Annotated in this window: 20 protein-coding genes; 9 read left to right on the top strand and 11 right to left on the bottom strand. The window is 42.3% G+C overall.

What is annotated here, in order from left to right; genetic code table 11:
* Positions 1-65: 65 nt before the first annotated feature.
* The 4 genes from KCG35_RS02085 to KCG35_RS02070 all read right to left on the bottom strand — a co-directional run bounded on the left by KCG35_RS02085 (position 66) and on the right by KCG35_RS02070 (position 3,155).
* Positions 66-575: a GDYXXLXY domain-containing protein gene (locus tag KCG35_RS02085; RefSeq protein ID WP_215818010.1), complete on the bottom strand. Its 510-nt coding sequence runs from the start codon at positions 573-575 to the stop codon at positions 66-68.
* On the bottom strand, positions 572-1,630 hold the full coding sequence (locus KCG35_RS02080; protein WP_215818009.1) for a DUF4401 domain-containing protein: 1,059 nt from the start codon (positions 1,628-1,630) through the stop codon (positions 572-574). Before KCG35_RS02080 ends, KCG35_RS02085 begins: the two co-directional genes overlap by 4 nt.
* Positions 1,627-2,685: a DUF2157 domain-containing protein gene (locus KCG35_RS02075; RefSeq protein ID WP_215818008.1), complete on the bottom strand. Its 1,059-nt coding sequence runs from the start codon at positions 2,683-2,685 to the stop codon at positions 1,627-1,629. Before KCG35_RS02075 ends, KCG35_RS02080 begins: the two co-directional genes overlap by 4 nt.
* 272 nt (positions 2,686-2,957) lie before the next feature.
* On the bottom strand, positions 2,958-3,155 hold the full coding sequence (locus tag KCG35_RS02070) for a hypothetical protein (RefSeq protein WP_215818007.1): 198 nt from the start codon (positions 3,153-3,155) through the stop codon (positions 2,958-2,960).
* Here KCG35_RS02070 and KCG35_RS02065 point away from each other — a divergent pair.
* Complete coding sequence (locus KCG35_RS02065) at positions 3,154-3,810, top strand: substrate-binding periplasmic protein (RefSeq protein ID WP_215818006.1); 657 nt, start codon at positions 3,154-3,156, stop codon at positions 3,808-3,810. The two genes, KCG35_RS02070 and KCG35_RS02065, sit on opposite strands and share 2 nt — an antisense overlap.
* A gap of 320 nt (positions 3,811-4,130) precedes the next feature.
* Positions 4,131-5,663, top strand: a complete 1,533-nt coding sequence (locus KCG35_RS02060; protein ID WP_215818005.1) for a methyl-accepting chemotaxis protein — start codon at positions 4,131-4,133, stop codon at positions 5,661-5,663.
* A 435-nt stretch (positions 5,664-6,098) separates the two neighbouring features.
* On the opposite strand, the gene KCG35_RS02055 is transcribed toward KCG35_RS02060, so the two are convergent.
* Positions 6,099-10,658, bottom strand: a complete 4,560-nt coding sequence (locus KCG35_RS02055) for a PAS domain-containing protein (protein ID WP_215818004.1) — start codon at positions 10,656-10,658, stop codon at positions 6,099-6,101.
* 113 nt (positions 10,659-10,771) lie between these two features.
* On the bottom strand, positions 10,772-12,526 hold the full coding sequence (gene aceK / locus KCG35_RS02050; protein WP_215818003.1) for a bifunctional isocitrate dehydrogenase kinase/phosphatase: 1,755 nt from the start codon (positions 12,524-12,526) through the stop codon (positions 10,772-10,774).
* 252 nt (positions 12,527-12,778) lie between these two features.
* On the opposite strand from aceK, the gene KCG35_RS02045 reads away from it, so the two are divergent.
* Complete coding sequence (locus KCG35_RS02045; protein WP_215818002.1) at positions 12,779-14,902, top strand: methyl-accepting chemotaxis protein; 2,124 nt, start codon at positions 12,779-12,781, stop codon at positions 14,900-14,902.
* A 222-nt stretch (positions 14,903-15,124) separates the two neighbouring features.
* On the opposite strand, the gene zapB is transcribed toward KCG35_RS02045, so the two are convergent.
* On the bottom strand, positions 15,125-15,334 hold the full coding sequence (gene zapB, locus KCG35_RS02040) for a cell division protein ZapB (protein ID WP_215818001.1): 210 nt from the start codon (positions 15,332-15,334) through the stop codon (positions 15,125-15,127).
* A gap of 437 nt (positions 15,335-15,771) precedes the next feature.
* Between zapB and KCG35_RS02035 the strand changes: the two genes are divergently transcribed.
* The 4 genes from KCG35_RS02035 (at position 15,772) to KCG35_RS02020 (ending at position 19,878) form a co-directional block, all read left to right on the top strand.
* Positions 15,772-16,317, top strand: coding sequence for an elongation factor P hydroxylase (locus KCG35_RS02035; protein ID WP_215818000.1), 546 nt, complete (start codon positions 15,772-15,774; stop codon positions 16,315-16,317).
* A 251-nt stretch (positions 16,318-16,568) separates the two neighbouring features.
* Positions 16,569-17,954: an MATE family efflux transporter gene (locus KCG35_RS02030; RefSeq protein ID WP_230408950.1), complete on the top strand. Its 1,386-nt coding sequence runs from the start codon at positions 16,569-16,571 to the stop codon at positions 17,952-17,954.
* Entirely contained in the window at positions 17,954-19,048 is a 1,095-nt protein-coding gene (locus KCG35_RS02025) for a DUF3080 family protein (protein ID WP_215817998.1), read from the top strand. The genes KCG35_RS02030 and KCG35_RS02025 overlap by 1 nt, the downstream gene beginning before the upstream one ends.
* A 134-nt stretch (positions 19,049-19,182) precedes the next feature.
* Entirely contained in the window at positions 19,183-19,878 is a 696-nt protein-coding gene (locus KCG35_RS02020) for a hypothetical protein (protein WP_215817997.1), read from the top strand.
* Positions 19,879-19,988: 110 nt separating this feature from the next.
* Here KCG35_RS02020 and tusA read toward each other — a convergent pair whose 3' ends face one another.
* Positions 19,989-20,234 carry a sulfurtransferase TusA gene (gene tusA, locus KCG35_RS02015; protein WP_215817996.1) on the bottom strand — a complete coding sequence of 82 codons (246 nt, stop codon included), beginning with the start codon at positions 20,232-20,234 and terminating at the stop codon, positions 19,989-19,991.
* Positions 20,235-20,360: 126 nt separating this feature from the next.
* Complete coding sequence (locus KCG35_RS02010; RefSeq protein ID WP_215817995.1) at positions 20,361-21,257, bottom strand: hypothetical protein; 897 nt, start codon at positions 21,255-21,257, stop codon at positions 20,361-20,363.
* Between KCG35_RS02010 and KCG35_RS02005 the strand changes: the two genes are divergently transcribed.
* Together KCG35_RS02005 and KCG35_RS02000 are read left to right on the top strand one after the other, a co-directional pair.
* Complete coding sequence (locus tag KCG35_RS02005; RefSeq protein ID WP_215817994.1) at positions 21,238-21,471, top strand: hypothetical protein; 234 nt, start codon at positions 21,238-21,240, stop codon at positions 21,469-21,471. The two genes, KCG35_RS02010 and KCG35_RS02005, sit on opposite strands and share 20 nt — an antisense overlap.
* 119 nt (positions 21,472-21,590) lie before the next feature.
* Positions 21,591-21,914 carry an antibiotic biosynthesis monooxygenase family protein gene (locus KCG35_RS02000; protein ID WP_215817993.1) on the top strand — a complete coding sequence of 108 codons (324 nt, stop codon included), beginning with the start codon at positions 21,591-21,593 and terminating at the stop codon, positions 21,912-21,914.
* A gap of 69 nt (positions 21,915-21,983) precedes the next feature.
* On the opposite strand, the gene rlmM is transcribed toward KCG35_RS02000, so the two are convergent.
* Complete coding sequence (gene rlmM / locus KCG35_RS01995) at positions 21,984-23,075, bottom strand: 23S rRNA (cytidine(2498)-2'-O)-methyltransferase RlmM (RefSeq protein ID WP_215817992.1); 1,092 nt, start codon at positions 23,073-23,075, stop codon at positions 21,984-21,986.
* 136 nt (positions 23,076-23,211) lie between these two features.
* Positions 23,212-23,853 (bottom strand): alpha/beta fold hydrolase, encoded by a 642-nt coding sequence (locus tag KCG35_RS01990; RefSeq protein WP_215817991.1) that lies wholly within the window; start codon positions 23,851-23,853, stop codon positions 23,212-23,214.
* Between the last annotated feature and the right edge of the window lie 650 nt (positions 23,854-24,503).

Here is a 24,503-nt window from a genome sequence, read left to right as displayed (position 1 = left end):
AATTGACGTTGCGTACTTAGAAATAAAAGATGAAGAACGTATTAATCTTGCTCACAGGAAAGTATTTACTCTTGGTTTTTAAATAAATTATCTAAATAGTGAAAATTTTGATCAAGCAATCCCACTAATACACTCTTACCATCGTTTGCTACACGCAACTCACCGTATGCAGCCTCACTGAGTAAGCTTGCCTTACCTTCCTCAAACAAATAACTTTCAGCCCCCAATTTTACATGTCGGCCATAACGACGATAGTGTAATAATAACTCACCTTGCTGTAGAGACTGCCCTGGCTGATATATACCGACAAAAGACGCCACATGTTGTTTATCCAGGCGAATAATCAACTGCCCTTCTGGTGCTAATTGCTTCGTAGGTACTTCACTGAGTAATGCATATCGCAGGCGCATGTAGTCTCCCTGCATCAGTGAGCGTGGATCAACAGGTGCTAACGCTAGTCGAACCTGCAGCCCAGAAGCAAGTACCTGCTCCTTTTGCAGAATACTCCAATTAATTGCAATCATGACCAGCAACCAGCCAGCCACAATACCCCAGCGCTGAAGCTGACTGATCATACATCAGACTCCTTGAAAAAAAGGCCTAATAGCCAACGCACTAACAACATTGCACTGCCACTGGCCATTAATAAGTAAGACTTATTCAATAACGAAATTTGCAGGTTGTAATAAAAAAAGCTTAAAAAAACCGCTAAAAAGAGATAAGCAATCACTTTCAATAGCCTATCCGCTAAGATATAAGCCAATATCAGTATAAATAGTGAAAGCAATAACCCAGAGTTTGCAAAAAACGCGAGAATAACACACGAGATCACCACGATATAAAACCAAGGTTGGTTCCAGGGTGTATCTGTACTGATATGTAATGACAATAATAGCAAGCCAACCGCCATTGCTATACGAAAAGCAGGTTCAATAGCTACAGCAATAACCGTTAAGTTGGAATCAAAATTAGGCACCCAAATGGGTAAAAGCACACTTATCGGCAGCAATATCGATACTGCGTAGGCTAACGGTAACAATGCGGGTAGTGGTCTTAAACCAATAAAAAACAATAACTGCAATAACAGTAACAACCAGGTCCAGACAATAAGTCCCGTATGACTTGGCTCATCATAGAGCCAAATAAAGACTAATATTCCCAGAAGCATCGGCTGGATAAAGCGAAATGAGTTACTCGACACAAAAGGATAACTCATACCTGTCAGTAAGGCTTGCATAACAATGATGGGTAATAACGTTTCAATGCCCCAAAACTCACCCATACCAAAAAGTACAAGTCCATTCCCAGCCATACTCAATGCTAACGCTAAATGCCGAAAAAAAGTGCGATGAGTGGAATTAATCCAAAAAATAGCCCCCATTAATAGCAAGAAGCCATAGCCCATGGCATTCATACCTTTGTCAAACAAGCCTGCAACTAACAAGCTAGAGAGAAAGAATAATGCGGCTATCCATCCACTAACGGCAATCAAAATTCGAAAGATCAGTGGATCCTGAGGTTGTTGGCTTTGTTCAAGCACTTTTAATGCGTGCTGTTGCTGCTCGTCCGAAAGTTGCGAACTAAGTTCTGGTGACGCAAGCAGTGCCTGATAACTTTCGTAGATTTTCACGCTTTTGCCTCCTTGCGCATCAGTCGTGCCTGACTACGTAAAATAATAACCAACAGCGAAATAGTCGTCACAATCAATAAACCAAATAAAAACAGTTTTGATGTATCCGTTAGCCGCATATCCGACACGTGGTGTAACAACCACGTTAGCAGTACAACTGTCATTTGAAATGCAGTTATGGTTAACCCATAAATTTGTTTACTGATAAAGCGGTAAAAAATAATCATGATACACGACAGTACCAGCCAGATAATGGCTACTCCCCACGTTTGACTATTAACATGGTAATCATCGATGACGATTTTCAGGGCTGGAATGACCATCACACTAAACATCACCGCCATATAAAACCAATGTAATTTTGTCGCTAGCACTGACGTTCGTATCTGGCTACTATTCACCAGCAATAAAAAGCCGGCTAAAACCGCCATACTCAACCAACGCAAATCATTCCATCCAACAAACTGAATAGACAACACTTGTTCCCAAAATAGCCAACAGGCAATTTCACTCACAATAAACCACACAACCCATGGTGTGGCTAATCGTGCAAAAATAACCCAGGGTAAAGTGACTGCCGCCCATGACAAAAACAAGGTATAAGCATCAGCACCTGTTTGGTATATTTGACCAAAGACAGCGAATAAAATCCCCGTAAGTACAACGGCTGATGTCAGTAACACTTGTCGAACCGTAAGCGAAAATCGCGAAACCAACGACAACAATGCCGTTAGAGACACACTGGCTTCCAACACCCCTAACTTGCCGAACCGATGAAGCTCCTGCCAGTTGTACGCAAAAAAGAACATAATACCCACCAGTAGCAGTATGCTACCAATCAGCATTAAGTGTCGTTCAGCCCAACGAATCCAATAATCATCGGGCCTGATTATATCCAAAGCCTGATAGTACACTTGACGAGGCAAGGCGCCCTGTTGAAATAAATGATGAAGCTGTTCAGGTGTAGGCGATGTTGAATTTGTTGAAGTGATCATTGATGAAGTTGAAGTCATAGTTATTTTGACAATCTTAATGTCTGCCTTTGACGCTGCCATGTTAACCAGCTCAACAACTCTCGTCACCAGGAAGATAAGCTAAGCTGTAACTAGAACACAGAGTATTTTGTTAAGTAGTGCTTGAACTATTGGTGTTACACAAAAAGTATTGCAAAATAGTTCACATTTCACTGAACTATCTTGGTCCACTACTATTGTCGATAGGTTAAATTCATCAAGCTACATGCTCAGCGAAGGCATTTTGAAAGAAGCTGGAACTTTTTTCTCACTGTTTCGCAAACATGTATCTTCAGGAAGTAACTCAACGCGAGTTAGGGATCAGGGTGATAGGACTCCCCACCAGCGGGATGCAACAAAGAAAGCTTGGCATACAATTTACCCTTTGGAGCATTATTGGCAATGAAGTTTTTAGCCACCATTTTCTTAATCTTGATCACCTGCAATAACGCGTGGGCAGCTGTTCGCAAGGTACGAATTTGTTCAGATCGAGGCCTGTGGTACCCGTTCATGATGACTGAGCGTGGCGAAGCGAAGGGCATGCATATTGATATTATCCGCATGGCAATGAAAAACATGGACGTTAAACTGGAAATTACCCCTTTGCCATGGAGTCGCTGTTTACGTGATGCTAAAAAAGGCCGCTATGATGGTGTAGCAACTGCCTCCTATAAAGATGAGCGTGCTGAATTCCTGGTTTACCCACCCGATGCCAAAACAGCGGTGAAATCTCAGTTCCGTGTATCACAAGTGGAGTATGTAGTTGTCACGGCTACAGGCAATTCCTACGAGTACAATGGCGATATGAAAACAATTCCACAACCAGTTAGAACTCCAAAAGGTTACTCCATTGCAGATGACTTAAAAGAAGCAGGACTTTTTGTCAGTGCAACGGCCTTGGGGGATAAGCAAACCTTACAAAACCTGCTGCGCGACAGTAAAGGTTCGGTAGTAACTATCCCCAATGTTATACAGCATCTTAGTAAAACGCCGGCCTTTTCTGGAAAACTAAAAATCAGCAAAACCCCTATTAAATCAAAGTCATATTTTTTAGCATTTTCTAAACAAAGCCGACTCACCATGGATGAAATGAACCAAATATGGAGTGAAATTGCTAGAATTCGTGAAGACAACACAATTATGACTCAAATTGCCGAGAAATATTAAAACCCACTCTCAATTACCTGCCAAGTGCCTTATCAGGCATTTGGCTTCCTGCCTTTTTTATCATTAGCTTTCATCCTCGTATTATTTTTATTTCACTTAGGCATTTTTGTACTAGACTGGAATACAAAGTCACTCATCAGTGATGATGGTAAAAACAACGATTTAGCTAGATTGACGATAAGAGCAATAGTAGCCATCGTGCTCATGGGGATTACGCTTAACAGGGGATTTTTAGTCAGCCATTTGATTCACCTAAGGACAGGGACATAACCCCCAATAGCCACAATTGATTTTGAGGCAATGTTCGCTAGGTGTAGGCTATGTCCATATATCCAAAAAGTATTCGTGCACGCCTGATTTTAGAGTTTACTGTCGTAGTGACGATAGTGTTAGCCCTCTTTGGTTACTATAACTACAGTCGAACTGCATCCCAACTGGAAGAGAACTTAACCCAGCAAGCTAAAGCAACTATTGAACGTCTCTCCGTCAGCTTACCTGGTCCTATTTGGAACTATGAACCCGAATTTATTGATAAAAACGTTTTGTCTGAGATGCAGGCTGACTTTATCAGCGGTATTAGTGTTAAGTCCAAAACTGAAGTCTTGGCCTTGTTTATCAAAGATGAAGCAAGTGAAATCGTTAAGTCAAAAGCTTTACCAAAAGTGTTTTCTGAGAAGCTTACTGAAACCCTGCTGTTCAATGATGACGGAGAACTTCAAGAAGTAGGGACTGTTGAAATATTCGTGGATGACTCAAAGATCCAAGAGATATTACAAGGCGTCCTCATGCGCCAAATCATCCAGGCGCTCATTCTCGATGTGCTTATTGCATTATTGATATTTTTTATCATCATGCGCATTGTCCTTAAACCACTCAATCAAATTGGCACAGCAATACATGATATTGCCAGTGGTGAGGGTGATCTCACCCAGCGTTTAGAAACTAACTCTGCGACAGAAATCAGCGCATTAGCTGAAGGCTTCAACGGTTTTGTTGAAAACTTACAAACCATCGTTACCGAGCTGTTTTCACTGTCAGAAAAACTCCAGTCAACCGCTGTAGAAAGCCGCCAGATTATTGATGAGACCTCTGAAGGTGTACTTAATCAACAGACCAAAATTGATATGGTCGCTACTGCAACGTCAGAGATGTCCCAATCCATTGGTAATGTTGCCAGTAATGCCAATGCGGCATCTGAGTCTGCCTCAGATGCCAATCATAAGGCGGAAGAAGGCAACAATATCGTTAATCAAGCCGTTACCGTCATTCAGTCATTGGCTAATGAAATCACTTCGGTCACACAAGCTACTCAGCAACTCATTACCGAAGGTGAAAACATCGGAACAGTGCTTGATGTCATCAAAAGTATTTCAGAACAAACCAACTTACTCGCCCTGAACGCGGCTATTGAGGCTGCTCGTGCAGGAGAAGCAGGACGAGGGTTTGCGGTAGTTGCGGATGAAGTCCGCACGCTTGCCCAAAAAACCAATGAATCAACGGATGAAATTCATCAAAGTATTCTTAATCTTCGCTCCTGCAGTGAAACTGTTGAAAAAGGCATTGTTAATCTGGAGCACCATGCTTCAAGTGGTGTCACCAAAGTCTCTGATGCTGGTGAAGCCATCAATGAAATTCTGGGAGCAGTTAATACCATTGCTGAAATGAACTCACACATTGCTGAAGCTTCTCAAGAGCAAAGCTCAGTCATCAGCGAAATCAATGAAAACATCGTCAATATTTCGATGGTTGCTGAAGAGACGGCTGAGCGAGCCAAAGAAACCGGTGAGAAAAGTGGTGAAGTGGAAACATTAGCCAATAATATTCAGGGCATGATGAGCCGCTTTAAAATATAACCCGACTTTAAACTTTAACCCAACACAAGCCCAAGAAACACTCCAAAGAAAAGCACAAACCCAACCTTTGCAGCCTCCGGGCTGCATTTTTTTATCACGATTTTCTCATTACTTTTTTTCTATCTTCAGCGACATGAATTAGCCCCCAACATCTGTTTCCCCCTCCATTCAAACACTGCAAACCGACATTTTGCTACACCTCAATCATGATTAAATGAACACCTATGGTATTTCGATGTACGCCAGTGGTAGACAACGGCTGAATAATGCATATCGAACTGTTTGCCGCAACTATCTTGCCTCCAGGGAAGGGATTCACAGCGTGTTCGAAGGTATTATGCAAACGTTGGATAAATATACTTTAGAAAATGGCTTTTATAACGTTACGGGACAATGGGTTTGTGAAACAGGTGTTGTGCGGTTGCCCTGCAAGAATCAGGAACCTGTCTGTTGTGAGGGCTGATCTAATAAGCGCTTCAAGGCTTTTTGAGTTCGTAACCATACTTGTTGTAAATCTTCCCATACCCCTGCTAATTTTTGCGGCTCGTGCTCTGCCAATTCAATAAGTGCATGGCAAGCTTCTGCCAAAGGTCCAGCAGAAATCACATTAGCAGCGGCCTTAAACTTTCCTGCCATCTGTTTGATTTGTGCTATATCACCCGCCTCAATGGCGTCTTCAAGGGCAAGCATACAGAGCTCACCTAACTCCTGAAACTCAAACAGTTCCAACTGTAAGCGCTGGCCTGTGCCAAACAATCGCGTTAATGCCATTGGATTGATCAACATAGTCGTCACTTTTGCCAAGTCTAAACGAGAAGGTAGGACGCCCTGTTTAAGCTCAGCAGGTGGCTTAATGCCTAGTGCCTGTTCACAGGCTTCAAGCAGATTACTTGAGAGGAAAGGTTTAGTATTTACAAAAATAAGCGGAGAATCAGCTTTACGATGAGCTTCATAAATAGCTGAGCCTGTTTCAGACGGTCCATCAAGCACAATCAGCCCCACTTTTAATAACTGGCAAACGGTATGCAGCTCATAGGGAGTCAGGCCAATCAACAAGTCAATGGTTTCTTTAGAAGCAATTAATAACGATGCTTGCTGCAAAGATAAAAAGTCAGCCAGTTGTTCTGCCTTATTCACAACAAGAGCGGGTTGTATAGGATGTAACCCCCAACAATGACAATAGTCTAATAAGGTATGGCTAAACCAGCGTTCATGACACAATAGCGCTGTGACGGCCTGCCCCGAAAATAAGGGAAGTAAGCTAGGCTGCTTAATATCGAACCGCTGACTATAAGTTGCCTGACACCCCGTAGGCGCATAATTTTGAATACACAGCTCACCCTTCATTTGCTGTGCAAGCTTACAACTGACTGCCAGTCCCAAGCCAATACCTGAAATGGATTCCTGGTTATCTAACTGCGAATAAAAGTAAGGGCGCGAGAGTGTCTGTTGAAGGATATCAGGAATACCAGGCCCAGTATCTTTAATCGAAAAGCCAATCTGCTGTTGATTTTCATTGGCCCAAAGCCGTTTGACCGAAAATGATACATGGCCCTGACTGGTGTATTTAACAGCATTGCCTAATAAGTTTCGTAAAATTTGCTCTAGATGTTGCTGGTCTCCCCATAGCTCTAAGGCGATTCCTTGATCAATATAGGTTTTAAACTGTAAGCCCTTTTGTTGACAAGCTTCATAGGTTTCAACAATAAGCGCCTCCAACATGGGAAGCAGCCGAAGTGGGTTGTGCTGAATTTCCACTTGCTCTGTCTCTAATGCAGCAAAATCTTGCATATCATTTACATTTTTTTGGAGCGCGTTAATTGTATTCAGCAAACGATCCGTAATATTTTGTTGACGTGCATTCAATTGAGTCTGTTGCAGCAATTCAGCCAAGCCATAAAGCCTGTCTGTTGGGCAGGCAATTTCTCGGGTTAGCATAGCCAGGACTTCAAGCTGATGTTGAGTGGCCTCTTCTGCTGCCTGTTTTGCCGCAAATAGCGCCAACTCTTGCTTCTTACGCTGATTGATATCAACAATCACCCCATCAAGGTGCAATGCTTCTCCCTCCTCAGAAAAAATAGCCTGCCCCTGTTCATACACCCAACAAGGCTCACCCATTGTTGTTTTCAGTCGATATTCAATCTCATAGGGCTTTCTTATGGCAACTGCACGCCAAACGGTATGATCAACCTTCTCTCGGTCTTTTTCAAAAATGAGCTCTTTAAAACTATGTTCAGTATTTTCCAGCATGCTTTCAGCAGAATAACCTGTGATGGTCTTAATGTTGTCGCTGATAAACTCCATCGTCCAATGCGTATCCAACTTACAGCGATAAACCACACAAGATAAGTTATCCACTAAAGAGCGATATCGAGCCTCACTTTCCTTTAATGTTTGCTCAGCTTGATAGCGAACAGTGATATCAGCCCAGTAACCTACCCAAATCAACTGCTTATTTTTATCTTGGCGAGGTAGTGCCTGACCTTCAATCCAGCACATATGCCCATCAGGTAGTTGCAACCTAAAGCAGTGTTGCCAACGTGCCATGCGTACTCCTGCCAGCTCAAAAGACGCTTTTAGAGGTTCACGGTCTTCAGCATACACATGCTGCAAAAGTGATGTACTGTCTTGTAGGATAGCCTGACGGTTAACGCCATAAGCTTTTGATACATTATTGCTTATAAAAGAAAACGCCCACTGACCGTCCTGGTCAATTTGGCATTGAAACAACACGACAGGACAATGCTCTGTCAACTGTGCTAACAGCAATTCAGCTTCATAGTAACGATGCCGTGCTTTTTCCTGCTTATCAAAAATTTCAATCGCTAACACCGCTTCTTCTAATGTCTCATTAACAAAACAGCCATGCAAAGACACCTGCCAACGCCAGGGTTGTCCAGCTTTATTGACGCCTTGTAGCTCAAAACATGTTTTTTCACACTCAGCAAGATGGTCAATGAGCCTCCGAACATCTGGCCAAGGTTGTAAATCTGGTAAACAAGGCAAAAAAGCTAATTGTGTTTGATGCTCAGATCTGATGGGATCTCCCTCATCCCCGTGTTGTGATGAAAGCTCATCCTTATCCCCAAAGTCATCAGTCAACAACTGGCGCCAAGCATAGTTCATTTGTAAGCAGTATCCCTGCTTGTCAATTAAAGCAACGGGCATAGGCAAGCTCTCCAGTAGTTGCAACATTGACTGCTTGTGGTCGTCAACCTGTTGCCAAGCCGCTATTTGATCCTTCTGCAGTTGACGTACCCTGTAAAACAAGTAGCTACAAGCAAGTGCAATAAGCGTGATGAACGCTAGCCAAAGCGTCCATAGCGGCATAAACGCCTGAGTTTGATAACGATCGGCCAACCACTTTTCACGAATTTGTAAATGCTGTTGTTGACTCATACTGGACAATGCTTTGTTGATAATGCCCTCTAGCTCAGGCCAATCCATCCGTATAGCAAAATGAATAGAAGCAGGCGTTTCCTTGAGTAAGGCGGCCAGTTTAAGTTTTCCCAAGTACTGTCGCTGAATATAGTCAGTCAGCATTGCTTGATTGCCAACAATCGCGTGCGCTTCTCCATCCAGTAAAATCGCTAAGCTCTCTTCTAAATTTTCAGTAATAATCAAATTAACAAGGGGATACTGATGTTGCAGCTTTTCCTGGATAGCATAGTCAGCTACAACCGCAACCGTCTGACCTGTTAAATCAGCAATATCACTAATGAAAGGTGCATCAACACGAGTAGCAATAGCCCAAGGCATCTGTAAATATGCCTGACTAAATAACATATTGCGCTTTCTCTCTTCGGTGAGCATAGTGGCAGAAAGCATGTCTACCTCACCATACTGAATACCTTGCAATAGTCGTCGCCAACTATCACTACCAACAACCTCAAATCGCACATTGACCTGTTTTGCCAACCGTTTTAAGTACTCGGCGCTCACGCCTACATGTTGATTATCATCATTAATAAAATCCAATGGCTTCCAACTTCGATCCACCCCCACTTTTATCACCGGATGTGCTTGTAACCAGGCTTTCTCCTGCTCAGTCAAGTTCAAGGGAGGACTATCCAAGGCCAAGGCCACAGTTGAAGAAACCCATGGTTTAAAAAAGCGTTGATGGTGATCCGTTGTTAGTTGCTGTAACCACTGTGTTAATAAAAAGTGCAACATGGACATATCTCGGCGAACAGCAAATACATACTGTCCCGCCTTCAGGTCGACCGGACCCAACACGTTAAAATCAACCACCCCTAACGTTTCAAGTTGGTATGTAGTACGAATGAGTTCTCCCACAAATGCATCAGCCTGATTTTGTTTTACCGTTTTTAGTGCTGCTTTTATGGTTGCTACTTGCTGAATATTAATTTGAGGAAACTGTTGTTGAAGACTTGTTAATGCAGGAAAATCTTGGGACAAAGCAATGGTTTTATGGTTAAGGTCTGCAAGCTCGCTGATATTTCGATTAAATCTGGGAACAACTAACACAGGATAACTATTAATCATCGGTATCGTCGTCAGCAGTCTTTCATCGTCAACCAACAGTTGATGATCCGTTGAGATCAATATCATATGAAGCTTATTCTGCTCTACTGCCTGAAGTAACGTTTGAGCATCAGGGTAAAGTCTGATATTCAACTGTGAGATGCCTAAACTGGCTTGTGCGATGGATAAATAATCAATTATTAATCCACGTAAAATGCCTTTTTCCTCCTGTAAAAAAGGCTCAGGGGACCATAACATACCCACATTAAGGGTTTTATGGAGTTCGACCCATTGCTGCTCCACCAAACTGAGCGATAAATTGGGAATCAAATCGCCACCCGCTACCGTTGAAGGTAGTATTTGAAACGAAGTCCCCTCATTTGATAGCTTAGGCGGCTCACTTCCATGAAGCTGTTGCACACTTACTAACAGCCCCCCTAGCCCAAGAAATGTTGTGAGGGTTATATAAAGGTAAGTATGCTTTAATACACGCCTGGGTCGCTCCAGCATAACCTCACATCTCAATCAAACAGCCATACAAATATAGTTGTTATTAAGTTTAGCTGCTTCATTGAGACTACAGTGAATCGTAATTATTAAGCATTTTTGAATACTATCTTGCTCTACTCCTCTCGTGCCTGAATCCTTGGTTCACCCATTCGTCGAGCTAAACGCCGCTTTCGCCGATAAGGAAATACATCCACAACCTCTTTTTCACGTATGACTTGCTGAATACGTTGCCAGTAACTTGCATCAAACAGATCACCATGCAGCTCAGTAAAACACTTACGAATTCGTGTATCTGCAAAAATAAAAATGGCAAACTCTTCAGGAAAAACATCATTAACCCCAACTGAATACCAAGGCTCAGCAGCCATCTCATCTTCAGGAAAGCGTGGCGGGGGTATTCGACGAAAGTTACACTCAGTTAAGTAACAAATTTCATCATAATCATAAAAAACAATGCGCCCATGTCGGGTAACACCAAAATTTTTCAACAACATATCACCAGGGAAAATATTGGCTGCTGCAAGTTGCTTTATCGCATTACCAAAATCATCCAAAACAGCATCTAACTGTTGTTCAGTGGCATCTTTTATGTATAAATTTAAGGGTATCATCCGCCGTTCCGTATACAGATGATCAATAATGACCAAGTCATCAACAACCCGAACCACAGAAGGCGCATCAGCCAATAACTCCGCTAATAACTCTGGGTGAAAACGATCTGTTGGAAAAACAAAGTGAGAAAATTCTTGAGTGTCTGCCATACGTCCAACACGGTCATGCATTTTGACTAAATAATATTTCTTTTTAACCGTTTCCTTATTCACTTCTTTTTGTGGTGCAATATTATCCTTAATGACTTTAAAGACCGTCTGACTAGAAGGCAGCGTGAATGCAATCATCACCATTCCTCTTACACCTGGAGCAATGACAAATTGATCATCTGTTTTATCTAAATGCTGAACAAAGTCTCTATAAAACTCTGTTTTACCGTGCTTATAAAAACCGATTGAATTATATAATTCATAGCGTTGTTTCCAGGGTAAAAGGTCTTGCAAAAATGCGATAAAAGCAGCAGGTACTGGCGCATCAACCATAAAATAAGAACGGGTAAAACTAAAAATAATACTGACCTCATCAGGATCAGTAATCAATGCATCAACGTATATCCCTCCCTTCTCATTATTCATCAACGCAATAATAAAAGGTTTGGTATCTTCTCGAATTCGAACTCTTCCCACCAGATATGCCGCTTTATTACGAAAAAATACTGAACGAATGATATCAATTTCCATGTCTTTGCTATCCGCAAAGACAAATCCCAACTGGTGCTGAGCAGTACGAATAATATTGACCACATCCTGACGTCGATCTGCATAAGGAATAGCGAAACTAAAATCCATCAGAATCCTGTCAACCATTTTCACCAAGCCAAATGCCGGACGATAGCTAATAATAATTGAGGCTTCATCAGCGGCTTTAACCTTTGGTTGGGTAGAAAAAACAAATAAATTCTCTGGTTTTATTTCGTAGTGACGAAAAATACGACAAAAAATCGAATTAAAAAATGTTTCGGCCAACTCCCCATCTGTTCGACTACGCACTAATTCGGCATAAAAACGTTTAGCATCTTTCCATATACTGAGCTGTGTATACCCTTGAGCGACTTCCTGTGTCAAACAGTCTGTCACAGCAGCTACAGCATCATCATAAAGGTTAATACGATCCATAGAGGCTTGTTGTACATCAAGCCAACAGGCGGACTCAAAACGCTTCTTTGCGCCTAAAGTAATATAAGTAAATGTTGATCGATAGTTTGCAAAACCTTCAAGCACGGATGATGCGATACACTGACCCCATTGATTGCTCATTTTATTTCCCTGTATTTATAGTAATTATTAATTCAAACCCAATTTATTATTTTTGGAGAATAATTCAAGTAACCATCATATGCCCTTAGGTAAGTATTTTTAGGTGGTTTTATAAATCTTCTGCCATAATGAAAAACTGTACCCTTATTTATATTTTTTTATACGTGCAATCAATAATTTTCAAAAAAGAACACAACAAAGCATTGTGTCATCAAAGGTACAAATCATAATTAATGATGTGGAGCCGTCAGTATGCAGTTTCGCTCAGTTCAAACAAGTATCCTAGTTTATACAAGCATTTGCCTGGTTATTTCGCTATTTGCCGTCGTGGGCTACGCATTGTACTCCTCACTAAACACCCAGCGTTATGTCAGCGAAACTTCACAAACCCTCATGTCCGACAAAATCAAGGAAAGTCTCTCATCGCTCACCTCAGGCAAAGCACAGCGCATGCAACGTCGTTTGGAAAAGGCCATGACCGCAGCCAGAACCTTTGCGCAAAATCTACAAGCTTATTATCAAAGTGGGGCTCCTGTACAAGTTGCGAATAGTCGTGAAATTGTCAGTGGTATGGCAAAACATTTAATTGAGGCTAATAGTGACTTTTTAGGTACTTATACTGGTTGGGAAGCAAATGCTTTTGATGCCAATGATGTCATGTATCAGAATGGTGAATATATACACTCTATGCCTTCGTCAGGCCAGTTCGCAATTTATTGGAACCGAAGTGCTTCAGGAAAAGTTGATGGCCGTCCACTTATGAGTCTCTACTCAAGTAAAAAGACTGCAACAGGAATTAGAGAAAGCGAGTACTATTTATGTCCAAAAGAAACGTCAAATGAATGCATCATCGACCCCGCAGCTTATGATATCCAGGGTGTAATGACTTTACTTTCATCTTTTGTTGTACCCATCAGTAGTAATGGGAAATTTCTTGGTATAACAGGTATTGATTACTCACTCAATTTTCTACAAGAAATTAGCACAGAAATTAATACGCAATTGTATGAAGGCAGTGGCAGCGTTGCATTGATCAGTTTTAACGGGGTGATGGTGGCTAATACAGGTGATCCATCTCTAATCGGTAAGCCTGTAGCAACTATGAGCGAGTGGAAATCTGTTATGGATGCTATTCGACAAGGAAACAGTGTTGTTACAGAGAATGAGGAGCTTATTACCAGTACCGCCATTTTTACGGTAGGCCAATCCAAAACACCGTGGGCATTGGTTATTTCTGTTCCCAAAAATGTCGCCTTTGCCGATGTTCAAGCCATGTCTGCACAAGTTTCGAAGCAATTTAACGAAAGCCTGGTTGGACAGCTGATTACAGGATCTCTTATCACCGCTTTAGCGTTACTGGTGTTATGGCGAGTTGCTGCATCAATATCCAAACCACTAAAAGAAGTTGTTAGCCTGGTAGATGATCTGGCAGAACGTGATGGTGATTTAACCCGCCGAATTGAAATAGACCGTCGTGATGAAGTGGGGAGTTTAGCAAGCCGTGTTAACCTGTTTATTGAAAAAATTCAGAACATGGTGAAGGATGTTGCACAAACTATCGATCAAGTAGATGACTCTGCTGCGCAAAGCTCTCAAATTGCTCAAGAGACCAGTAATGGCGTCCAAAGACAACGTGCTGAAATTGATCAAGTAGCCACCGCAATTAATGAAATGTCATGTGCCGCTAATGAAGTCGCTAATAATGCAGCAGAAACAGCACAGTCTGCTGGAGCGGCTAATGAATCGGTATTAGAAGGCCAGGATATTGTTAATCGTAGCGCGTCAACCATACAACAGTTATCTGATGAAGTAGCTCATGCAGTGAGTGTTATTGAGCAACTAAAAGAAGATAGCGAAAATATTAGCAGTATATTAGATGTGATTATTTCTATTGCTGAACAAACGAATTTACTGGCATTAAATGCAGCCATTGAAGCAGCCCGAGCAGGCGAACAGGGACGAGGGTTTGCTGTAGTGGCCGATGAAGTCAGAACTCTAGCAAGCCGGACTCAAAATTCAACAGATGAAATTCGTCAAACCATCAATGCCCTTCAAGATCGCACTGAACAAGCCGTTCAAACAATGAGTCGGGGCAGTGAAATGACACATACTTCCGTTGAACAGTCGCAACAAGCAGCCAAACGATTAGAAGAAGTTGTTCACGCCATCAGTCGTATTAATGATATGGCAACACAAATTGCCAGTGCTGCTGAGCAACAGCATGCCGTTTCTGAGGATATTACTAAAAATGTCACCACCATTAGTGATGTGGCAGGTGAAGTGGCAGAAGGCGCTGACAACTCAAGCAGGCAAAGTGAGCAATTAAGTCACCTTTCAGATGAGTTAAGTGGAAAAATAAACCGCTTTAAATTTTAATCACCTGAATATCCCCACACAATATACCATCAAATAATTCAGGAGAGGCATAAACATGTTAGGCAGTCACCACTACCTAACATGTGTATAGAAATGCAAGACAAATTTGCTAACCACTCAAGTTGCAAATTAATACCCTCACTTTCCATCATGCTGGCATCGCATTAACGCAAAAGACAACATAATCCGTTTAGCCAGAACTTACCTCTGCTGTGTAGTCGCTCAGACTTCTTCTGCAACACCTTCAAGACGTCCCAGCAAACTACCTAAACGGTCGCTCCAATTGGCTAGTTCTTCCCGTAACGTGGCATTTTCATCCTCTAATCTGGACTTTTGCTCACGTAGCTCTTCCAGCTCCATTTTTTGGATACCAACAGTATCAATCACATGTTGTACTTTTTCTTCTAACTTGGCTAAATGATCATTCGACATAATGCGCTCTTTCTATTTTTATCAACAACAATGACCGCAGATTATAGACACTGAAAAACATAAATTAAATCACGTTTTAACTGTGAAGCACATAAAACATATTCTCAAAGTGCCTTCCTACCTAAAGACAAGGTCCATCTCCAACAATCGGTTAGGATTAGACAAGCAGGAAATGCCTACGCTCCTTACGGGTTGATTATTGATACCTTTAAAAAGTGACACTCAACGGAAAACCATGAAAGATAATATTTCGTCTCCCGTTAATTCCCCCCCTGTCAACGCAGCAAACAACAACGTGGTGTATCAGTTAAAGAATACGTAGCCCCTTGCCAAACCGCCATGACATTTTGATGATATTTTTCCATTCACTTATAATCATTGCGCTTATTACTGACTTATCTTGCCTTTAGTCATTCGTTGGCCGCTGGAGAAAAAACTTGAGCTGTACTCAGCATCATTACCAAGACCTCATTAACCTGTTCAATCAGTGTTTTGCTGAAACGCATAACACTTATCTAATCAAAGGTGATGATGAGCCTATTTACTTACCAGCCAGTGACCAATGCCCTTACCACGGGATTTATTTTGCCCATGGTTATTTCAGCAGTGCCTTACATGAATGCGCACACTGGTTTATTGCTGGAAACCAGCGACGACAGCTGGTTGATTATGGCTACTGGTATGAACCTGATGGGAGAACCAAAGCCCAACAGCAGCTTTTCGAGAAAGTAGAAGTCAACCCCCAAGCTGTAGAGTGGATTTTATCAGTAGCTGCGGGTTATCTATTTAAGGTAAGTATTGATAATTTAAATAATGAGGCTATTAATCCTCAGCCCTTTAAAGATGCCATTTACCAACAAGTTAAAGCTTATGCTCATCAGGGATTACCTGTGCGAGCAGAAAAGTTTCGGCAAGCACTCAGTCAATTTTATCAAACAGAAAAAACAATTAATTTGGCGTTATTTTCACCAAAGCACTGTTAATTATTTATCCCTTATAAAATGAGGGTTGAGGCCACTCTCAACAGCTGTTTTCCTTTTACTTTGCTGGTGTTAAAAACTGGGCTTTCTTTTAAAAAATGATACAATACCCGCTCTACATTTTTACGCGCTTCTTACGTTATCCTTAGCCGGCCACCATTACGCAACATACCATTTCTGGCAATGTTCTCTGCCTCTCTATTATGGCCGCTACCGAGATATATCGCTTCACGTAGTTTATGAGTAGGAGTTTCATGAGCAAAGGGATACTTCAGGAAGCAAGGCATATTCTGCACTTGGCTTACCCGATTATTATTACCCAACTGGCGGCTTCTGGTATGGGGTTAACCGATACTATTATGGCTGGTCAGCTTGGTGCTCTAGATCTGGCAGGTGTTGCTATTGGTGCAGGTGTTTGGGTACCACTTTATCTACTTGCCAAAGGCACCTATATGGCATTGACACCTACTGTCGCTCACCTGTTTGGTGCCAACCGTAATGATGAAATAGGTAGCTATGGTCAGCAAGGACTTTGGATTGGTCTGGGCTGCGGTTTGTTATTAGCTATTTTATTGGCAAATATTAAACCACTATTAATTTGGCTTGATGTTGACCCTGACATCATTCCTCTTTCCAGCCAATATTTAACAGCACTTGCTTTTGGTATGCCAGCCTTAAGCTTATTTAATGTATTTACCAGCTACTGTGAAGGTGTAGGGAAAACCAAGCCTGGTATGATATTTATGCTGGTTGGTTTAATGCTGAATATTCCCGCTAACTATATATTCATGTACGGTAAGTTTGGCTTCCCTGCTTTAGGCGCTGTGGGTTGTGGCTGGGCGACAGCCACTGTAGCAACAACAATGATGCTGTTGATTGCTATTTACACACACTTAGCCCCATCGCTTAAGCATTTTGGGCTCTTTCGTCACTGGTCACGCCCCCAGCTTGGCAAGATCAAAGAGCTACTCGCACTAGGCGTGCCTATGGGAATTTCCATCTTTGCCGAAGCCAGTATCTTCTCTGTGGTTAGCCTATTGCTGGGGCGCCTGGGCGCAGAAATTGTGGCTAGCCACCAGATTGCCATCAATATTTCTTCGATTGCCTTTATGGTGCCCTTTAGTATTGCAATGGCCGTCACTATTCGTATTGGTCACTGGTTAGGGGCTCAACAGCCAAATAGCGCAAAAAAATCAGGGCAACTGGGTATTATGCTTGCACTAGGTTATGCCGTTTTTTCAGCAAGCTGTATGTTGGCATTTCCTCAGTTCCTCACCGAGGTTTACACCAGCGATGCAAAAGTGATTGAGCTAACGGTAGGGTTGCTATGGTATGCCGCAGTGTTTCAGTTTTCTGATGGTTTACAGGTTGCCGCCAATGGCATTTTGCGTGGTTACAAAGACACAAAAATACCCATGATGGTCGTTATCATTGCTTATTGGGGTATAGGTCTACCTACAGGTTATCTGTTTGGCTTAACCGATTTAATTACCCCAGCAATGGGACCTGCAGGCTTTTGGATTGGCTTAGTTTGTGGACTTACAACTGCCGCGATCCTGCTATTGGCACGAGTTGTTTATATTAGCCAGCAACACATAATCTCTGCGAATCCCATAGCCACCGCCAATCAGGTAAGTTAGTGACGGAAAAACAACCGCTTGCTCAACAAGTGTGTCTTTCCCTGTTATTACTGTGCAACCTGCTCTTATTAACGGGCTGCAATAATGACTCACCCACAGCCAAATTCGATAACTATTTATCTCGTTTGGCTCGTGGTTTAGAACAACCTACACCTACGCTGAACATTGATTGGACATGGTGGCAATACCCTAGTCGGTCAGCGCGCTGGATAACACCACAAGATATTCGGCTAAACTTTCTTGCTATTCTTTCGATCAAGCACTGCCACTCACTAACCCAGCGAATTGCTGAACGAAACAGTGCACTGGGTAAAGTAATGCCCATTACCCAGCAAGCTATTTATGAACGGCAATTACTTCCAGAACTCTCAGCCTGCCTCCAACATCCAGAAAGCACCTCAGCTGAGCTTCGTGAAACCCTTCGACAGTGGATGACGGTTAAGCAAGCACAATTACCTTCCATTTATTGGAATGCCTTATATAACTCCAGCGAAATGCTACATCACTTCAGTCTGGCCACTCCGCCACTTTCTGACCATCCTCCTAGCCTGACGCCCACACTACAAGCACTGAGCTACCTGACCACTTTTAGTCAGCAACGAGACACGCCTATACAAGATGTACACATGTTAAGCCAACAACTCAATCAACACCTGCAAAAACTTCAACAACGCGCAACTGGTGGGGAACTCATTCGTGCTAGCGTGTTAGCTAATACCATGTTAAAAAAAGCTAATCAGTTGATGACAGCTGTGTCTGTTCAGCAGATTTGCCCTCAACACCGCCCGACACCACAAGCCCGTATACTCAGCCAAGTATTACAGAAGTTTTACTTACAACAGGTTCAACCCTATCTTGCCCAACTCAGCCAGCAGTTAAATCAATGGCAAATAGCTCATCAGCATTTACTCAAAACATTACCTCATGAAAATATCCCACCGGCCATGAAGCAATTCATAGCAAAAACTGTAGCGGATAATACTGGGCTACATGCCACGCTTAAACAGCAAACCACACGACATATTGCGTATTGGAAACAGATACTCAAACAATGTGCTATACCTGTAAGCTCCCTTCGACGACACTCTTCATAACTTAAATGACTATCCAGATTTGCGTTGGTAAAAACCCACTAACTATACTAGTAAATGAAGTCACTATTTTGTGGTGTCGGTTAGGCCGGATATAAAAACAATAATTAGACACCACGAACTGAGAGGGGTTAGCTATGAGTAACGTGCACGCTCGTAAGCGCACAGACAATGTCATTGACATGTTCACACGGAGGCCCATCTCACCGGAAGAGTCTAAACGTATCATTCGCCTGTCTCCCGAGCTTGATGGCTTGGAAATGCTTTACAGCAATGATGCGAATCCCAATAAGCTGTTTAGTATGAAGATCCTATGTTGGGCCTTACGTACTAATGGGGAAGTAGTGGCCTTAGTGCCTTGGCTGAACGATATTGTTGCCTGCGATGAGCTCAGGGATCCGTTAAATGGCCACTGGGAAGGCTACTATGACCAGGGTATTGATGAAATCTTTTATCAAGCCCCTATCCACAAAGTGGTCGAGCTGGAAACTGCTGCTGAGTACTACAAAACAGCATTTCAAGGTCCAGATGATGTCGTCCATGAAATTCCTGACAGTATTGGCACCCATGCCATTATTACCACCGATAATTTCGCCTCTTTTTCCCTGGAAGAAGTTATAAGCTGGCAGTTACTCAACAACGGAATGATTTTTGCGATGATTATTGATAAAAATAAAGTTAAATCCACACCCGTGCTAAAAGGAGACCCTTGCTTGTTTCCTGCACAACAGCATGATGGGTTTAAATATTTTTTTCATCATCGCATTGCTAATAAAATTAAAGCTAACGACCCTGATGCGATAGCCGCTTTTTCTTTATTAGTTGACCCTTGATTTAATACCCAAACATTAAGGGCAGACACATCAGCGTAACTTTCCCTTTTGCTTAACTGTAAAAAGGGAAAGCTATGTTATTACTCACAAAACCGAAAGATATCGTCCTATTAACCAGCCTCAGCGCCTTTGCGAATATAGTAAATATACTGCGTGTCGTTTTGCTCCTGAGCAATCAGCTCATGCTGCAAAAAAGTACAAAACTTTGGAATATCACGTGTCGTGGAGGGGTCTGTAGCCACCACCTGTAATACTTCACCAGCCTGCAATTCCCTAATTTTATTGTGTAGCAACATAACAGGCTCAGGACACATTAAGCCACAGGTATCAAGAATATAGTCAGCTTGTGGATTCATAGTGAATACGATTCATCAAGTCAATAAAACACAACTTTAACAAAATCGCTTAATGGACTCTAATCATCATTCATTCGTTTTCTATATACGACGAACTCTGTATTTAGTGGGTTAGGAGACATTAAACTATGGTAGTGCCATTAACTGCCCCAAAGCTAATCGCGGCGTAGCTGCAGAGACAATCCGAAAATCATGCCCATGAGGCCCTTGATTCGCTTTTAGCTCCACCACCGAGTCAACATAAGCAGGGCTGGGAAAATGACCCAGAATCTGTAAGGGGTAACGTGGCAGCGGTAAATAACTCAGTGCTGCAGACAGTAACCACACCGCATTCACTGTAGCCCGCTGATAACCTAAACATTTAGCCATTACATTGGATAAATGTGCAGGATGAAAGTCACGTACTAACTGTGAAAACTGCTTCGCTTGAGCTGCATGTAAATACCAACGTCCTACATTGAAGCTGGATGGAATTGTCTGCGTAACGGGACACAAAACCTGCTGCTTCTGCTCAACAGCTTCTTTTGGGTAAACTTCTTTATTACTCGTGCTAAAAGCTAACTCGCACTCCCAAACCAGTTGTTCCAATTGATAACCTAATATTCTTACCCAGGGAAACTCACTGTCTGAAGAATAATAATGAATACTAAAATCAAAGTTATGCAGTGGACTCAAAGCCTGATAAACACGTACCTGACACGAAACAATACGTAACCACATGGCTAACTGGCTAGCATGGTGGCTCAGTAGTAATTGTGTGTGAAGAGGAAAGCTCATCACTAAAGGAAATAAAGGAGGTAACTGGTTTTCGAAATAACCACTCCACTCTGCTGACCGAAAAGCCTCCACAACATCTAAGCCACAGCTGGTTAAGTATTCTCTTAACTGAGAGGCAGACACAGGCTGGTTGTACCAGCTCATACCAATAACCGGACGAGCAGGCTGTTGCCGACTATGCCAAAACTGTAGCGCATAATTCCAGGGATATATTGAAGTCACGGAAGTGCTTACAGACTTAGCCATCGATCTACCTCTCTCCAATACCAACAACCTACATCACCCAACGGGTATTGGCCTATCTTCAGGATTAGCAGAAGTCATAAAAATTCGCAAAAAAAATCATCATTTTGTCATTTTTTATTTTTCAGCGGCTATTTTTTATATGGTAATCATTAATGAGTATTTAGTAAGTGATCTTGCCAGAAAGTACCGGCTATACTGCTCTATACAAGCCTAATTCAAGTAAATCCAAACATCATAATTTAAGAAAGCGTACTGACCAGCTTCATTTAGTGTTAACGATTTACACAAGCTTCTCTTTCAAAGCTAGATCTAGTCATTTTATGGGGGAACATAATGATAAAGGTAATTGTGAGCCGCCAGCTCTCCGAGGGTGTTGAGCCTAACTACGAATTACTGTTAAAAGAAGCACTACAAACGGTTGTTGTATCACCTGGCTTTATTTCTGCTGAATCACTGGTTGATGTCAATGATGCCAATCATCGACTACTTATCAGTCACTGGACAGACGTTCAGTCATGGCAAAAGTGGCTTTATAGTGAAGCTCGTCAGAAACTGGTAGGACAAATACGTCCAATGCTTTGTTTTGAAGAGGAAGTGCGTATTTATATACACAGTGCACGGCACTTAGGATTAACATCCATAACACCACATCGCTAATAAAATATAATGTGGTGTTAAAGAGCTTCTAAAGAAAAAGTAAAGCGCGTAAATTTAGCCTTTCAAGTATTAATCTCGCAAAACAACAACGGTCACTTCTTCTCGGTCATGGTAAAGCTGCTTGGTTATTATACGATAGTTAAAGCCAGCTTCTCGAAATGCATCATGTAATCGGTCATGGGCTGCCGTAACAGCTTGATAACGCTGTTTCATAGGCAACTTCAAATTGAAAACAGCATGACGGGTCCACTCATGGGTTAACCAGCGGATAACCATATCCGTTACCCGAGCTGGCTTATCGACAATATCACACACTAGCCAATCAACGGGTTTAGCTGGCTCAAAAGTAAACCCATCAGCACGCTTATGCTCCACCAGGCCAGACTCCATCAACTCCTGATCCATTGGACCATTGTCAACAGCTGTAACACGAATATGACGACTGACAAGCTGCCACGTCCAACCACCAGGGGCTGCACCAAGATCAACCGCTTTCATACCAGGCTGTAACAAGCGGTCAGCATCTTCTTTAGGAAGTAAACAATGCCAAGCTTCCGCTAGTTTTAAGGTAGAACGACTGGGTGCCTGACTAGGAAACTTCAGCCTTGGAATCCCATTGAACCAACGAGCTCCACGCCCCGCTAAATTAATACCCACATAACACTGCTGACCATTTAAAAAGAACAAGTGCATACTGGGAAGTTGGGTATTTTCTTGTTCAGATAGTACTTTTTTCGCTTTTAATGCCTTACGGAGTGGCACAGTTAATTTCTTACAAAAACGGTGTAACTGTTTTCCTTCATTGGTATCAGGGTATTCCAACCATAACTGTCCGACGTGAGGCCAACCCTCTATCACTTCCAGGATAGGTGTTAGGCGATCCGTTGGCGGTAAGTCATCTAAGAAAGGACCAGCCGCCAGCCACTGCCGAGTAAAGACTAAAGCGTCCAAGCTGATTTTGGTCTGTAGCCAGCAAGCATCTTTTTCCTCCCCTTCCAAGCAGTGAAAGACGACGAACCCTTGCTGGGGTTTTGCCTGGACATAGCCTGCAACACCTAATGATGCCGACACAGCTGTAATCTCCGCTGCACACTCTTTTTCAAAACCTGCCCGGCAATACAACACCAGATGGGTAAATGGTTCAGGTAATTTTAACTTCATAACACCTTGCAATTATTGCCTCAATGAACACATTAATGAGTACGGGCTGCGTTACCCAAAGCGTTTGCTTTAGCAGGGATTATGACAAACTCACAGACAACTGTTAACCAGTGACAACCACCCTTTAGACGACACTTTAGATTTCATGGCAAAAGTGCGCGACCCACTTGGCGGCTTGCAGCCAATGTTCTTCTTTTAAGAAACCACTACGTTTACTTGGGACTAAATCATGACCAGCTTCAGCAAGCCAATGAATCTGAATAGCAGCACTCAAACTGTAGTCTTGTACATAATGCTTATTCCCCAACGAATCACGTGTTCCCTGAACAATACACGTAGGCAACTTAAGTGTTTGTAAATGCTCAATGCGTGGTTTATCGCGCTTTCCTGCCGCATAAAACGGATACCCTAAACAAACAATACCCTGAACATTAGCCGGTAACGTTTGACTAGCAGCTAATAGGGTCGCCATTCTACCACCCATTGATTTTCCACCGATAATAACCTTTTGCTGTGTCTGCAACTGTTGCACCATATATTCCCAACAAGCAATAAGTTTTGGTTGTCGGTCTGGTGGACGCTTTTTGCCTGAATGTCGTCGCTGGTCCATATAAGGAAATTCAAAGCGCATAACATTTACACCAAGCCCTGCAATCGCTTCAGTAAAATAAGACATAAAAGGGCTATCCATAGGAGCCCCTGCACCATGAGCAAAAACAAAACAAGGCGCATTTTCCTGGTGAGTATAGGTCCAACATAAAGGTAATTCAGAGAACATTATGTCCGTCCGATTGTTTAGCAATAACCTTAAATTTTTATTTCTGTAATACGACACTGCAGTTTACTACACAGCTTCAACAGTAGCAGATCATCTGATGTAAATATTTTATACATATTTCCGCTTATTAAACTGCCAACAGCCGGTAATTATGGCACAATAGTCATGTCTTGATTTAAGTCAATATAATACAGGTCAACCTCACTAAAAAATGTCGCAATAACGTCACCATATTGACATATAATGTACTCAGCGCGTATCCTCGCGCCTCGCCGGGGGAAGTTTGAAATAAATTAGCAACAACTAAAGCAGTGAACGTAGTCTGATCTATAGACCTATGAGCGAACCTATTCGCACTGTGACTTACGTTTCTTAAATGGCAGGAATTAACTTCGTTAACAAATGCCTTGCTAACAAGCGTACGCGTCACCTCTCTGAAATAAAGCGGTAACCGTACACAACCTGTTGCCCATTAGATTATCAGTCGACCCTCTATATACAAAAACAACGGCTAAACTATTAGCAAAGAACAAATAACATAATATACCTGATGAGCGCTTTGGTAGAGGTACACAAGCTGAACACATGTTTGTTCAGGTGCCTGTTGTGTAAGTCAACAATTGCCAACTTCTCTTTGAAGTCACCTCAGC

Source organism: Zooshikella harenae (assembly GCF_018837975.1).
In the GTDB taxonomy this organism is placed as follows: Bacteria; Pseudomonadota; Gammaproteobacteria; order Pseudomonadales; family Zooshikellaceae; genus Zooshikella; species Zooshikella harenae.
Note: the sequence above shows the minus strand (reverse complement) of the source record. Positions and strands in the feature narration are given on the sequence as shown.